General features: G+C 70.8%; 13 protein-coding genes. 11 read left to right on the top strand and 2 right to left on the bottom strand.

Annotated features, from left to right (window positions below; translation table 11 throughout):
- Positions 1 to 13: 13 nt before the first annotated feature.
- On the bottom strand, positions 14 to 706 hold the full coding sequence (locus RPQ07_RS30665) for a DUF2470 domain-containing protein (RefSeq protein WP_313947462.1): 693 nt from the start codon (positions 704 to 706) through the stop codon (positions 14 to 16).
- A 188-nt stretch (positions 707 to 894) separates the two neighbouring features.
- On the opposite strand from RPQ07_RS30665, the gene rpsD reads away from it, so the two are divergent.
- Positions 895 to 1,509, top strand: coding sequence for a 30S ribosomal protein S4 (gene rpsD / locus RPQ07_RS30670; RefSeq protein ID WP_313947463.1), 615 nt, complete (start codon positions 895 to 897; stop codon positions 1,507 to 1,509).
- 46 nt (positions 1,510 to 1,555) lie between these two features.
- On the opposite strand, the gene RPQ07_RS30675 is transcribed toward rpsD, so the two are convergent.
- Complete coding sequence (locus tag RPQ07_RS30675) at positions 1,556 to 3,760, bottom strand: ATP-binding protein (RefSeq protein ID WP_313947464.1); 2,205 nt, start codon at positions 3,758 to 3,760, stop codon at positions 1,556 to 1,558.
- A gap of 158 nt (positions 3,761 to 3,918) precedes the next feature.
- Here RPQ07_RS30675 and RPQ07_RS30680 point away from each other — a divergent pair, with 158 nt between their 5' ends.
- The 10 genes from RPQ07_RS30680 (at position 3,919) to RPQ07_RS30725 (ending at position 14,237) form a co-directional block, all read left to right on the top strand.
- Positions 3,919 to 4,350: a DUF948 domain-containing protein gene (locus RPQ07_RS30680; protein WP_313947465.1), complete on the top strand. Its 432-nt coding sequence runs from the start codon at positions 3,919 to 3,921 to the stop codon at positions 4,348 to 4,350.
- A gap of 6 nt (positions 4,351 to 4,356) precedes the next feature.
- Positions 4,357 to 4,722, top strand: coding sequence for a DUF6167 family protein (locus RPQ07_RS30685; protein ID WP_313947466.1), 366 nt, complete (start codon positions 4,357 to 4,359; stop codon positions 4,720 to 4,722).
- On the top strand, positions 4,722 to 7,391 hold the full coding sequence (gene alaS / locus RPQ07_RS30690; protein WP_313947467.1) for an alanine--tRNA ligase: 2,670 nt from the start codon (positions 4,722 to 4,724) through the stop codon (positions 7,389 to 7,391). The genes RPQ07_RS30685 and alaS overlap by 1 nt, the downstream gene beginning before the upstream one ends.
- Positions 7,391 to 7,855 carry a Holliday junction resolvase RuvX gene (gene ruvX, locus RPQ07_RS30695; protein ID WP_313949084.1) on the top strand — a complete coding sequence of 155 codons (465 nt, stop codon included), beginning with the start codon at positions 7,391 to 7,393 and terminating at the stop codon, positions 7,853 to 7,855. Before alaS ends, ruvX begins: the two co-directional genes overlap by 1 nt.
- 104 nt (positions 7,856 to 7,959) lie before the next feature.
- Complete coding sequence (gene mltG, locus RPQ07_RS30700) at positions 7,960 to 9,684, top strand: endolytic transglycosylase MltG (RefSeq protein ID WP_313947468.1); 1,725 nt, start codon at positions 7,960 to 7,962, stop codon at positions 9,682 to 9,684.
- Positions 9,668 to 10,504, top strand: coding sequence for a shikimate dehydrogenase (locus RPQ07_RS30705; protein WP_313947469.1), 837 nt, complete (start codon positions 9,668 to 9,670; stop codon positions 10,502 to 10,504). Before mltG ends, RPQ07_RS30705 begins: the two co-directional genes overlap by 17 nt.
- A gap of 511 nt (positions 10,505 to 11,015) precedes the next feature.
- Entirely contained in the window at positions 11,016 to 12,200 is a 1,185-nt protein-coding gene (gene aroC, locus RPQ07_RS30710) for a chorismate synthase (RefSeq protein ID WP_313947470.1), read from the top strand.
- Positions 12,197 to 12,712, top strand: a complete 516-nt coding sequence (locus tag RPQ07_RS30715; protein ID WP_391845215.1) for a shikimate kinase — start codon at positions 12,197 to 12,199, stop codon at positions 12,710 to 12,712. The genes aroC and RPQ07_RS30715 overlap by 4 nt, the downstream gene beginning before the upstream one ends.
- On the top strand, positions 12,709 to 13,800 hold the full coding sequence (gene aroB / locus RPQ07_RS30720; protein ID WP_313947471.1) for a 3-dehydroquinate synthase: 1,092 nt from the start codon (positions 12,709 to 12,711) through the stop codon (positions 13,798 to 13,800). Before RPQ07_RS30715 ends, aroB begins: the two co-directional genes overlap by 4 nt.
- Positions 13,797 to 14,237 carry a type II 3-dehydroquinate dehydratase gene (locus tag RPQ07_RS30725; protein WP_313947472.1) on the top strand — a complete coding sequence of 147 codons (441 nt, stop codon included), beginning with the start codon at positions 13,797 to 13,799 and terminating at the stop codon, positions 14,235 to 14,237. Before aroB ends, RPQ07_RS30725 begins: the two co-directional genes overlap by 4 nt.
- Positions 14,238 to 14,376 lie beyond the last annotated feature (139 nt).

Raw genomic sequence — 14,376 nt, forward strand, 5'->3', positions numbered from 1 at the left:
GCGCGTCGTGCCGTCAGGGCGCGGCGGCCTCGAAGAGCGTGTGCATCGCCCGGCGCAGTTCGGTGACGTCGCGGACGGGCTCGGGGAAGTCGAACCGCGCGTCGAAGCAGCGCTCGCCGACGAACCGCACCCGCAGCCCGAAGCGGTCCAGCGCCAGGGGCACCGCCTGCTGGCCGCCCGAGTCCGTCCCCTCGGCCCGGTCGCCGAGCAGTCCGCACAGACCCTGCACCTGCTCGCCGTGGACGGAGTGCAGATGCTGGAGCAGCTCCGTCTCGTACGACACCAGCGGGTCCACGCCGGCCCGGGCGAAGTCCTCCGGCTCCACGCTCGACACACCCCACAGATCGTCCACGCGCAGCTCGCCGACCTCCAGCCGCAGCATCATGGCGCCGGGTTCGGCGAGGCCGGGGACGCAGGTCAGCCAGCCGGTGACCCATGCGCGCCCGCGGATACGATGGGGGACCGAGACCGGGGCGACATCCGTGATCTCCAGCACGGCGGACAGCTCGTCGTCCTGGGCGTGGGTCGCGGCCCGTACGGCCGGGGAGTCCGCGGGAAAGAGCAGGAAGACCTCACCGTCGGTGCCCACCACGCGTGCCTGCGGGGTCAGCTGCTCCGGCCGGGTGACATCCACACCGGGAATGAGCAGTACCGCGGAGCATGTACTCTGTACGAGAGTTCGTGTGCGCTCGGCTGCTGACGGCATCCGAGTGATTTCAAGCCCGCTGGGACGCGGCTGACCATGAGCTGATCGGACCTCCGTCGCCTCGACGCTCTGAGCAGCGTCGGCTTCTTTTGTGCTGTCCGTGATGCGCTTGGTGTTCCCAGGGCGAGACATGCGATCTCCTTGAGTAAGGTGAGCCTAACCTAACCTACAACGGAGGTCTGGAGAACGTGCCTAACCAGTCGCGTCCCAAGGTCAAGAAGTCTCGCGCGCTCGGTATCGCGCTGACGCCGAAGGCTGTCAAGTACTTCGAAGCCCGCCCCTACCCGCCGGGCGAGCACGGCCGTGGGCGCAAGCAGAACTCGGACTACAAGGTCCGTCTGCTCGAGAAGCAGCGTCTGCGCGCCCAGTACGACATCAGCGAGCGCCAGATGGCCCGCGCCTACGACCGCGCGCGCAAGGCCGAGGGCAAGACCGGCGAGGCGCTGGTCATCGAGCTCGAGCGTCGTCTCGACGCCCTCGTGCTGCGTTCGGGCATCGCCCGGACCATCTACCAGGCCCGCCAGATGGTCGTCCACGGCCACATCGAGGTCAACGGTGGCAAGGTCGACAAGCCGTCCTTCCGCGTCCGTCCCGACGACGTCGTGATGGTCCGCGAGCGCTCCCGCGAGAAGAGCCTGTTCCAGGTCGCTCGTGAGGGTGGCTTCGCCGCCGACGGTGAGACCCCGCGCTACCTGCAGGTCAACCTGAAGGCCCTGGCGTTCCGCCTGGACCGTGACCCGCAGCGCAAGGAAGTTCCGGTCATCTGCGACGAGCAGCTGGTCGTCGAGTACTACGCCCGCTGATTCAGGGGCCCTCCCGGCGACAGCCGGGAGAGTGACTCACCACGCTTCAGCCCGCCGCTTCCCCGCCCTTTCCGGCGGGGGAGCCGGCGGGCTCTCGCGTTTCCACGGGCGTCGCTGTACGGACCGGACGCGGCCTGCCCGGTATGGCCGCCGGCGGGCGTTTCGGTGTGGCGAGGGCCCGCCGCACCGCCGCGTCCAGCGACAGCTCACGGCCCACCCGTGCACATGAGGCGTACCGCTCGGCCCCCAGCACAGCGCCCGCCTGCTGCTCGCACAGCGCCCGCGGCCCGCTGAAGTGGCCGGAGCCGAAGAGCGGCATCCCGACCGCGCCCCACACCGGGGACGCGGCGCCCTGGAGCACCGCCGCCTCCGCCGGGTCCCCCTCGCCGGCCGTGACCAGCGCCAGCAGTTCGATCGCCAGCACCAGGCCCACCAGATCGTTGAACCGGTGGTCGATGACGACGGCGTCCTGGAGCAGGGCTCGCGCCCGGGAGTGGTCGCCGCCCGTCCACGCGGCATAGGCCAGGACGTAGAGCGCATAGGCGCGGGTCCACAGCTCGCCGCGCTCCTCGCAGATCTCCCGCACCTCTTCGCAGAGGCCGACCGCCTCCTCCAGACGGTTCTGGAAGACGAGCGCCATGGCCAGCTCGACCTGCCCCATCAGCACATTGCTGTTGAGTTCGCCGAGGTCCCGGTAGGCCACGAGGGCCGAGCGGATCAGCTCCTCGGCGCGCGGCATGTCGTCGGACAGCAGGGCCAGGCACCCCATGCGGTGGACGGCGTACGCCGCCGCCACCGGGTTGCCCGTGCGGCCCGCCTCCTCGCGGCACTCGTGCAGCGCGCCGGCGGCCGCCGCACTGTCGCCCTGGAGGACCGCCACATAGCCGAGCACCCACAGAGCCTTGAGCCGCGCCTCCTCGTGGTCCCCGGACTGCGCGAGCGCCCGGTCCAGCCAGTGCCTGCCCTCCGCGAGCCGGCCGCAGCCGGCCCAGTAGAACCACAGCGTGCCCGCCAGATGGTGACCCAGATGTGTGTCCTCCGCGGACTCCAGGCACAGCTCCAGCGCGGCCCGCAGATTGGGCAGCGCGCTGTCGGTGCAGTCCGCCACCTCCGGCTGCCGCGGACTGAACCACTCCAGCTCGCACCAGGTGGCCAGTCCGACGTACCAGTCCCGGTGCCGCTTGCGCATCCGCAGGGAGTCGCCGAGGGCTTCCAGCCACTCGGCGCCGTACGCGCGGACGGTGTCGAGCATGCGGTAGCGCACGCCCGCGGGCGTCTCCTCGCGGAAGACCACGGACTGCGCGAGCAGCCCGGAGAGCACGTCCAGCACTTGTTCGGCGGGGAGATCGGGGCCGCTGCACACGTACTCCACGGCCTCCAGTTCGAACTGCCCGGCGAACACCGACAGCCGCGCCCACAGCAGCCGTTCCTCGGGAGTGCACAGCTCATGGCTCCAGCCGATCGCCGTACGCAGCGTCTGATGGCGTGGCAGGGCACCCCGGCTGCCACCGGTCAGCAGCAGGAATCGGTCGTCCAGCCGCTGGAGCAGCTGGTCGAGGGAGAGTGCGGCGAGCCGGCCCGCCGCCAGTTCCAGCGCGAGGGGGATCCCGTCGAGACGGCGGCACAGGTCGCGTACCGCGCCCGTGTTCTCGCCGGACAGCGCGAAGTGCGGCAGCACCGCCGCCGCGCGATCCGCGAAGAGCCGCACCGCGTCGCTCTCCGTCAGTGGTGCCAGTGGGAAGACCACCTCACCCGCCAGCCGCAGCGAACGGCGGCTCACCGCCAGGATCTGAAGGCCGGGGGCGTGGCGCAGCAGATCGCCTACGAGCTCGGCGCCGTCGTCGACGAACTGCTCGAAGCCGTCCAGCACCAGGAGCAGCCGGCGCTCCGCGAGGTGGCCGAGGAGGACCTCGCGGGGCGGTCTGCTGGTGTGGTCGGTGATGCCGAGGGCGGTGACCAGCGCATGCGCGACCAGCGCGGGGTCGGACAGCGTGGACAGCTCGCTCAGCCACACCCCGTCGCGGTGGCTGCCCCGCTCCCGCAGCCCGGCCGCGACACGGATCGCCAGCCGCGACTTCCCCACACCGCCCGCTCCGGCGACGGTGATCAACCGGAGGCCACTGTCGATCAGCCGCGCGAGTGCGTCCTGCTCGCCGGCCCGGCCCACGAACGGGGTCAGTTCCGCCGGGAGACGGCCCCGCGGCGGGGAGTGATCGTCGGGCGAAGGGCCGTTGCGAGAGGTGCGCCGCATAGGACACGGAGCGTACCCGCGTGTAAGCACTCCGTACAATCTGCTTGCACAACTCCCTTCGGCCCCCTGGTAATGCGGTACGGGGTGCGAGCCTGGGCGCGATAGGGTCGGAGGAGGTTTTCCGACGTGTTTCAGCGACTAGCAGAGAGCGGTGCAGCGTGACCGGTGGAGAGGTTGCCGGGATCCTGGTGGCCGTCTTCTGGGCGATCCTGGTCTCCTTCCTCGCCGTGGTGCTGGTGAGGTTGGCCCAGACCCTCAAGGCGACCACCCGGCTCGTGGCGGACGTGACCGAGCAGGCGGTGCCGCTTCTGTCCGACGCCTCAGCGACGGTCCGTTCCGCGCAGACGCAGCTGGACCGGGTCGACGCCATCGCGACCGACGTCCAGGAGGTCACCTCCAACGCCTCCGCGCTCTCCACGACCGTCGCGTCCACCTTCGGCGGCCCGCTGGTCAAGGTCGCCGCGTTCGGCTACGGAGTGCGCCGGGCGATGAGCCGCAAGGGCGACGGCGAGGCACCCGAGCCGTCCCGCCGGTCAGTGATCGTCGGCCGTACCGTGCCGGCCGCCCGGCGAAAGAAGCAGAGGGGCTGACGCACCATGTTCCGCCGCACGTTCTGGTTCACCGCCGGCGCCGCAGCCGGCGTCTGGGCCACCACCAAGGTCAATCGCAAGCTGAAGCAGCTGACCCCCGAGAGCCTCGCCGCCCAGGCGGCCAACAAGGCGATCGACGCGGGCCACAAGCTCAAGGACTTCGCACTCGACGTCAGGGCCGGAATGGTCCAGCGCGAGAGCGAACTGGGCGAGGCGCTCGGCCTCGCGGCCCCGCCCGGCGGCCCCGAACTGCCCGCGCAGCGCCGCCTCGCCGCCGTCGAGCCGCCGAGGCGCCCGTTCGACAAGCACGACAAGCACGACGAGCACGACAAGCGCTCCTACACATCGCACAACCGGAATGAGGACCACTGATGGAGTCGGCTGAAATCCGCCGCCGCTGGCTGAGCTTCTTCGAGGAGCGCGGGCACACCGTCGTGCCTTCGGCGTCGCTCATCGCGGACGACCCGACTCTGCTGCTGGTCCCCGCGGGCATGGTGCCCTTCAAGCCGTACTTCCTCGGCGAGGTCAAGCCGCCGTTCCCGCGCGCCTCCAGCGTGCAGAAGTGCGTGCGTACGCCGGACATCGAAGAGGTCGGCAAGACCACGCGGCACGGCACCTTCTTCCAGATGTGCGGCAACTTCTCCTTCGGCGACTACTTCAAGGAAGGCGCCATCAAGCTCGCCTGGGAGCTGCTGACCACTCCGGTGGCGCACGGCGGCTACGGGCTGGAGCCGGAGAAGCTCTGGATCACCGTGTACAAGGAGGACGACGAGGCCGAGCGCATCTGGCGCGATGTCGTGGGCGTGCCCGCCGAGCGTATCCAGCGCCTGGGTATGGGCCCCAACTTCTGGTCGATGGGCGTCCCCGGACCCTGCGGACCGTGCTCCGAGATCAACTACGACCGCGGCCCCGAGTTCGGCGAAGAGGGCGGCCCGGCCGTCAACGACGAGCGCTATGTGGAGATCTGGAACCTGGTCTTCATGCAGTACGAGCGCGGCGAGGGCACCGGCAAGGAGGACTTCGAGATCCTCGGTGACCTCCCGTCGAAGAACATCGACACCGGTCTCGGCCTCGAGCGTCTCGCCATGATCCTCCAGGGCGTACAGAACATGTACGAGACCGACACCCTGAAGGTCGTCATCGACAAGGCCACCGAGCTGACCGGTGTGCGCTACGGCGCCGAGCACGGCTCGGACGTCTCACTGCGCGTGGTCGCCGACCACATGCGTACGTCCGTGATGCTGATCGGCGACGGTGTCACCCCCGGCAACGAGGGCCGCGGCTACGTGCTGCGCCGCATCATGCGCCGCGCCGTCCGCAACATGCGGCTCCTCGGCGCCACGGGCCCGGTCGTCGGTGAGCTCGTCGACACGGTCATCAAGACGATGGGCGAGCAGTACCCGGAGCTGGAGACCGACCGCAAGCGGATCGAGACCGTCGCCCTCGCCGAAGAGGCCGCCTTCCTCAAGGCCCTCAAGGGCGGCACCAACATCCTCGACACGGCCGTCACCGAGACCAAGGCCACCGGCTCCACGGTCCTCGCCGGCGACAAGGCCTTCCTGCTCCACGACACCTGGGGCTTCCCGATCGACCTCACGCTCGAAATGGCCGCCGAGCAGGGCCTGTCGGTCGACGAGGACGGCTTCCGACGCCTGATGCAGGAGCAGCGGGAGCGCGCCAAGGCCGACGCCAAGGCCAAGAAGACCGGCCACGCGGACGTCACCGCCTACCGCGAGATCGCCGACGGCTCCGGAGCCACGGAGTTCACCGGCTACACCAACACCGAGGGCGAGACCACGATCGTCGGTCTGCTCGTCAACGGCGTTCCCTCGCCGGCCGCTTCGGAGGGCGACGAGGTCGAGATCGTCCTCGACCGGACCCCGTTCTACGCCGAGGGCGGCGGCCAGCTCGCCGACCAGGGCCGTATCAAGCTGCACAGCGGCGCCGTCGTCGTGATCCGCGACGTGCAGCAGCCGGTCCCCGGTGTCACCGTGCACAAAGGCTCGGTCCAGGTCGGCGAGGTGACGGTGGGCGACACCGCCTACGCCACCATCGACGTGCTCCGCCGCCGCGCCATCGCCCGCGCGCACAGTGCCACCCACCTCACGCACCAGGCGCTGCGCGACGCCCTCGGGCCGACGGCCGCCCAGGCCGGTTCGGAGAACTCGCCGGGCCGCTTCCGCTTCGACTTCGGCTCGCCCGCCGCCGTGCCCGGCACGGTGCTCACGGACGTCGAGCAGAAGATCAACGAAGTGCTCGCCCGTGAGCTCGACGTGCACGCCGAGGTCATGAGCATCGACGAGGCCAAGCGGCAGGGTGCCATCGCCGAGTTCGGCGAGAAGTACGGCGAGCGCGTGCGCGTCGTGACCATCGGCGACTTCTCCAAGGAGCTGTGCGGCGGCACGCACGTGCACAACACCGCGCAGCTGGGCTTGGTGAAGCTGCTCGGCGAGTCCTCGATCGGCTCCGGCGTGCGCCGTATTGAAGCCCTCGTCGGTGTCGACGCGTACAACTTCCTGGCCAAGGAGCACACGGTCGTCGCCCAGCTCCAGGAGCTGGTCAAGGGCCGTTCCGAGGAGCTTCCCGAGAAGATCTCCGCCATGCTCGGCAAGCTGAAGGACGCCGAGAAGGAGATCGAGAAGTTCCGCGCGGAGAAGGTCCTCCAGGCCGCCGCCGGGCTCGTCGAGAGCGCCAGGGACGTACGCGGCGTGGCCCTCGTCACCGGTCAGGTGCCGGACGGCACCTCCGCGGACGACCTGCGCAAGCTGGTGCTCGACGTCCGGGGCCGTATCCAGGGCGACCGTCCCGCCGTCGTCGCTCTGTTCACCACCGCGAACGGCCGGCCGCTCACGGTCATCGCCACCAACGAGGCCGCCCGCGAGCGCGGCCTCAAGGCCGGAGACCTCGTGCGCACCGCCGCCAAGACGCTGGGCGGCGGAGGCGGCGGCAAGCCGGACGTCGCGCAGGGCGGCGGGCAGAACCCGGCCGCCGTCGGCGACGCCGTGGCCGCCGTCGAGCGCCTGGTCGCCGAGACCGCGTGATGCGCCGGGGACGCCGTCTCGCGATCGACGTCGGGGACGCCCGTATCGGGGTCGCCTCGTGCGACCCCGACGGGGTCCTCGCGACGCCGGTGGAGACCGTGCCGGGACGGGACGTCCCGGCCGCCCACCGGCGGCTGCGGCAGCTCGTCGAGGAGTACGAACCGATCGAGGTCGTCGTGGGCCTGCCCCGCTCGCTCAACGGTGGGGAGGGGCCCGCCGCGGCCAAGATCCGGGTCTTCGCCCAGGAGCTCGCTCGCGGGATCGCACCGCTTCCGGTGCGACTTGTGGACGAGAGGATGACCACATTGACGGCCAGTCAGGGGCTCCGCGCTTCGGGCGTGAAGTCCAAAAAGGGCCGCTCTGTCATCGACCAGGCTGCCGCTGTGGTGATTCTCCAGAACGCTCTGGAGTCCGAACGGGCGTCGGGAGCGGCTCCCGGCGAGTCCGTCGAAGTGGTTGTCTGATCGCGATACGGTAACGTTCCGCGCGATGCGGCGGTGTTCGAACAGCTGCCGCTCAGCAAAGAGGCGGGACGCGTAAAAGCCTGCCTCGCGGCCCTAGGGGATCGATGACTGATTATGGCCGGGGCCCCGGCTCCGAACCGTGGCATCCCGATGACCCTTTGTACGGCGACGCGGGATGGGAAGGGCAGCAGGCCGCGACCGGCCAGGCCGCCTACGGCCAGCAGCCGCATCAGCAGTACGCGCAGCAGCCGCAGCAGCATTACGGACCCGAGGACCCGTACCAGCAGCAGTACGCCCAGCAGCAGTACCAGCAGCCGGGGTACGACCAGCAGGCCTACGCGCAGCAGCAGTACGCCCAGCAGAACCAGCACCCGCAGCATCAGCAGCAGAACCAGCACCCGCAGCATCAGCAGCAGCACAACGGGGGCTGGGACACGGGTCAGCACGCGGCCATGCCCTACCCGGGCGACCCCGCCGACACCTACGGCGGCCCGCCCCCGGGCTACAACAGCCGCCAGGAGGCGGACTACTACGCGACCCCCGAGGCCTACCCGCCGCCGCAGCCCCCGGGCCGGCGGCAGGCCGAGCCGGAGCCCGCGCCCACCGAGTGGGAGGCGGAGGCGGCGAAGGAGGGGGAGGAGACCCACCCCTTCTTCACCGGCGACGACGGCCGTGACGACGACGGGGAGTACGACGACGACCCGCGCGAGACGCGGCGCGGCAGCGGCAACGAGCGCCGTGGGAAGACCAAGAAGAAGAGCCGTAACGGTTGTGCATGTCTGGTCGTCTCGCTCGTCCTCGTGGGTGGACTCGGCGGCGTCGGCTACTTCGGCTACCAGTTCTGGCAGGGCCAGTTCGGTGCCGCGGCGGACTTCGAGGGCGAGGGCACCGGCTCCGTCGAGGTGGAGATCCCCAAGGGCGCCGGCGGGTACGAGATCGGCCGGATCCTCAAGGACAGCGGTGTCATCAAGAGCGTGGACGCGTTCGTGTCCGCGCAGGAGAAGAACCCCCAGGGCAAGACCATCCAGGACGGCAACTACGTCCTGAAGAAGGAGATGTCGGCGGCCAGCGTCGTCGAACTGATGCTCAGCCCGGGCAGCCGCAACAACCTGATCATCGCCGAGGGCCGGCGCAACGTCCTGGTCTACGCCGAGATCGACAAGCGGCTGGATCTGCCGGCGGGCACCACCAAGACGGTCGCCAAGAAAGAGGCGAAGAACCTCGGGCTGCCCGCGTGGGCGCTCAACCGCCCCAAGGTCAAGGACCCGCTGGAAGGATTCCTCTTCCCGGCCAGCTACTCGGCGGCCAAGGGCAACAAGCCCGAGGCCGTGCTCCGCAAGATGGTGGCCCGCGCCAACGCGGAGTACGAGAAGGCCGGTCTGGAGGACAAGGCGAAGAGCCTCGGGCTCGCAGGTCCGTGGGAGCTGCTGACGCTGGCCAGCCTGGTGCAGGTCGAGGGCAAGACGGACGACGACTTCCGCAAGATGTCCGAGGTCGTCTACAACCGCCTCAAGCCGACCAACACGGAGACCAACCAGGAGTTGCAGTTCGACTCGGCCTTCAACTACCTCAAGGGCGAGAGCAACATCGACATCTCCGAGCAGGAGATCAACACCAACCCGGACCCCTACAACACGTACACCAACAAGGGGCTCACACCGGGGCCGATCAGCAACCCCGGCAACGCGGCGATCGCGGCGGCGCTGAATCCGACGAAGGACGGCTGGATGTACTTCGTCGCGACCGACGGCAAGGACAAGACGGAATTCGCCAAGACCCACGACGAGTTCCTGAAGCTCAAGGAAAAGTTCGATGCCCGCAACGACTGAGGCACGGCGTGCGGCGGTCCTCGGATCGCCCATCGCCCACTCGCTCTCCCCGGTGCTCCACCGCGCCGCGTACGCGGAGCTGGGCCTCGCCCACTGGACCTACGACCGGTTCGAGGTGGACGAGGACGCGCTGTCGGGCTTCGTGAAGGGGCTCGACAGCTCCTGGGCCGGTCTGTCGCTGACCATGCCGCTGAAGCGGGCGGTCATCCCCCTGCTGGACGGCATGAGCGACACCGCCGCGTCCGTGGAGGCCGTCAACACGGTCGTGCTCACCGAGGACGGCCGGCGGCTCGGCGACAACACCGACATTCCCGGCATGATCGCCGCCCTGCGCGAGCGGGGCGTCGACAAGGTCGATTCCGCGGCCGTGCTCGGCGCCGGTGCGACGGCCTCCTCGGCCCTGGCCGCCCTCTCGCGTATCTGCACCGGACCCGTCACCGCGTACGTACGCAGCGCGGGCCGGGCGGCCGAGATGCGCGGCTGGGGCGAGCGGCTCGGGGTGGACGTCCGGATCGCCGACTGGGCGGAGGCCGACACGGCGCTCCAGGCGCCGCTCGTCGTCGCCACCACCCCGGCCGGTGCCACCGACGACCTCGTGGCGGAGGTGCCGGACCGGCCCGGCACCCTCTTCGACGTGCTCTACGAGCCGTGGCCGACCGCCCTGGCTGCCGGATGGTCGGCGCGCGGCGGAGCGGTCGTCGGCGGCCTCGACCTCCTGGTGCACCAGGCGGTCCTCCAGGTCGAGCAGATGACGGGCCGCGCACCGGCGCCCCTGGCCGTGATGCGGGCCGCGGGCGAGCGGGCGCTGGAAGCCCGCTGAGCCCTGTCCGGGCGATCTTGGCGGGCCTGCGACGACGGCTACGTTGCACTCCCCCGTAGCCCTTCGGGCACGGGAGGTGCCCCCACGCTGTGTCGTCGGAGTCGCCGCCCGAGTGCGCCCGGTACGAGGACGCTCTCCCCAGCTTCTGGCGGGGGTTCCCCCACGGCCGTGCGATGCACCGCATCCGACGCCGCGGGCTGATCCTCGAAGACCGCCCGGACAGGACCCGGAAGCCGGCGGGCTCGAAGCCCGCTGGAGATGCCGTCCGGATCGAGGCCGGCCCCACGCGGCCGTGCGGCCGTCCTTTCCGGTGGTCGGCATGCCTGGCCGGGGCGAGGACGCTGACACACGCTGATACGCGGCGTCCGACTGCTGGACCGGCGGCCGGGTCCCACGTCCGGACATGGGAGGATCGTGGGTAGGCGGGCCAGGGCCGCGCTGCCCCAGTTGTCGCTGGGACGTGTCCCGGGCCGCGCCGTCGCAGGCCCAGGCGCGAGCAGGAGGAGCACCGTTGAGCAGGTTGCGTTGGCTGACGGCGGGGGAGTCGCACGGACCCGCACTGGTGGCGACGCTGGAGGGTCTTCCCGCCGGTGTGCCGATCACCACGGACATGGTGGCGGACCACCTTGCCCGTCGGCGTCTCGGCTACGGACGCGGTGCGCGGATGAAGTTCGAGCGCGACGAGGTGACCTTCCTCGGCGGTGTGCGCCACGGGCTGACCATGGGCTCGCCGGTCGCGGTCATGGTGGGCAACACCGAGTGGCCGAAGTGGGAGAAGGTCATGGCGGCCGACCCCGTCGACCCCGACGAGCTGGCCGCGCTCGCCCGTAACGCGCCGCTGACCCGTCCCCGCCCGGGCCACGCCGACCTGGCGGGCATGCAGAAGTACGCCCTGGACGAGGCCCGTCCGATCCTGGAGCGCGCCAGCGCCCGGGAGACCGCCGCCCGCGTCGCGCTCGGCGCCGTCGCCCGCTCCTACCTCAAGGAGACGGCCGGCATCGAGATCGTCTCCCACGTGGTGGAGCTGGCCGCGGCCAGGGCTCCGTACGGCGTGGTCCCGACCCCGGCCGATGTCGAGAAGCTGGACGCCGACCCGGTCCGCTGCCTGGACGCGGACGCGTCGAAGGCGATGGTCGCGGAGATCGACCAGGCTCACAAGGACGGCGACACCCTCGGCGGAGTCGTCGAGGTGCTCGCCTACGACGTCCCGGTCGGCCTCGGCTCCCACGTCCACTGGGACCGGCGCCTCGACGCACGGCTCGCTGCCGCGCTCATGGGCATCCAGGCCATCAAGGGCGTCGAGGTCGGCGACGGCTTCGAACTGGCCCGGGTGCCGGGATCGAAGGCCCACGACGAGATCGTGCCCACCGCCGACGGGCTCCGTCGCTCGACGGGCCGCTCCGGCGGTACCGAGGGTGGCATGTCCACCGGTGAGCTGCTGCGGGTGCGCGCGGCCATGAAGCCGATCGCGACCGTCCCGCGTGCGCTGGCGACCGTCGATGTCGCCACCGGCGAGGTCGCGGCCGCCCACCACCAGCGCTCCGACGTCTGCGCCGTGCCCGCGGCCGGCATCGTCGCCGAGGCGATGGTGGCGCTGGTGCTCGCCGACGCGGTGGCCGAGAAGTTCGGCGGCGACAGCGTGAGCGAGACCCGCCGCAACGTGCGCTCGTACCTCGACAACCTGCACATCCGGTGAGCGCCCCGCTGATCGTCCTGGTCGGGCCGATGGGCTCCGGCAAGTCCACCGTCGGCGCGCTGCTCGCCGAGCAGCTGGGCGTGGCCTACCGGGACACCGACGCCGACATCGTCGCGTCCGAGGGACGGGAGATCTCGGACCTCTTCGTCGACGAGGGGGAGCCCTACTTCCGTGAGCTGGAGCGCGCGGCCGTACGGGACGCGGTCGCCGCCCACACGGGTGTGCTCTCCCTCGGCGGCGGCGCCGTCCTCGACGACGCGACCCGCGAACTGCTCGCCGGCCTGCCCGTCGTCTACCTCTCGATGGAGGTGGAGGAGGCGGTCCGGCGCGTGGGGCTGAACCAGGCCCGGCCGCTCCTCGCCGTCAACCCCCGCAAGCAGTGGCGCGAGCTGATGGACGCCCGCCGTCATCTGTACACCGAGGTGGCCCGTGTCGTCGTGGCCACCGACGAACGCACGCCCGAAGAGGTCGCCGAGGCGGTCCTCGACGCTTTGGAGCTGAAGGACGTATGACCGATCAGTCCGTGACCCGTATCCAGGTCGGCGGTACGGAAGGCTCCGACCCGTACGAGGTCCTGGTGGGCCGTCAGCTGCTCGGTGAGCTCCCCGCGCTGATCGGGCGGGCGCAGCGGGTGGCCGTCCTGCACCCCGAGGCGCTCGCCGGGACGGGCGAGGCGATCCGTGAGGACCTGGCCTCCCAGGGCTACGAGGCCATCGCGATCCAGCTGCCGAACGCCGAGGAGTCCAAGACCGTCGAGGTCGCCGCGTACTGCTGGAAGGCCCTCGGGCAGACCGGCTTCACCCGCAGCGACGTCGTCATCGGTGTCGGCGGCGGCGCCACCACCGACCTCGCGGGCTTCGTCGCGGCGACCTGGCTGCGCGGGGTGCGCTGGATCGCCCTGCCGACCACGGTGCTCGGCATGGTCGACGCGGCGGTCGGCGGCAAGACCGGTATCAACACCGCCGAGGGAAAGAACCTGGTCGGCGCCTTCCACCCGCCGGCCGGCGTCCTGTGCGACCTGGCCGCCCTCGACTCCCTGCCGGTCAACGACTACGTCAGCGGTCTGGCGGAGATCATCAAGGCCGGTTTCATCGCCGACCCGGTGATCCTGGAGCTCATCGAGGCCGACCCGGAGGGCGCGCGCTCGCCCGCCGGTCAGCATGCCGCCGAGCTGATCGAACGGTCCATCCGGGTCAAGGCCGAGGTCGTGTCCAACGATCTCAAGGAGTCGGGTCTCCGCGAGATCCTGAACTACGGCCACACCCTCGCCCACGCCATCGAGAAGAACGAGCGCTACAAGTGGCGCCACGGCGCGGCGGTCTCGGTCGGCATGGTCTTCGCCGCCGAACTGGGCCGGCTGGCCGGGCGGCTCGACGACGCGACCGCCGACCGTCACCGTGCGGTCCTCGAGTCCGTGGGGCTGCCGCTGACCTACCGTGGCGACCAGTGGCCGAAGCTCCTGGAGACCATGAAGGTCGACAAGAAGTCCCGCGGCAACCTGCTGCGCTTCATCGTCCTCGACTCCCTCGCCAAGCCGACCGTGCTGGAGGGACCGGACCCGGCGGTGCTGCTCGCCGCGTACGGCGAGGTGTCCGCGTGACCCGCCGGGTGCTGGTGCTCAACGGGCCCAACCTCGGGCGCCTCGGCTCCCGCGAGCCCGACGTCTACGGCGCCACCTCCTACGCCGGACTGGTGGAGGCCTGCCGGACGCTCGGCAAGGAACTCGGCTTCGACGTCGACGTACGCGAGACGAACGACGAGGGCGAGATGATCCGCTGGCTGCACGAAGCGGCGGACGGTTCGATTCCGGTCGTTCTCAACCCCGGTGCCTTCACCCACTACTCGTACGGCATGCGGGACGCCGCGGCGCAGCGCACCGCCCCGCTGATCGAGGTGCACATCTCCAACCCCTACGCACGCGAGGCATTTCGGCACACTTCGGTGGTGGCCGCCGTCGCCAGCGGTACGGTCGCCGGCTTCGGCATCGGCTCCTACCGGCTCGCCCTGCGCGCGCTGGCGGAGGAAATCGCGGGCTGAACAGGGCACTTCGGGCCGATCCCGGCCGTTCACCCAGTGGCGGCCGGGACTTCGAGGACGTATTCCGGCGCCGCCGCGGGGTACGGTTCGGTAGCAACGGCGGCCGAGCTGCCGCCTGACCAGCGACAGTCGCACGAGA

Source organism: Streptomyces sp. AM8-1-1, assembly GCF_032229325.1.
Taxonomy (GTDB): Bacteria; Actinomycetota; Actinomycetes; order Streptomycetales; family Streptomycetaceae; genus Streptomyces; species Streptomyces achmelvichensis.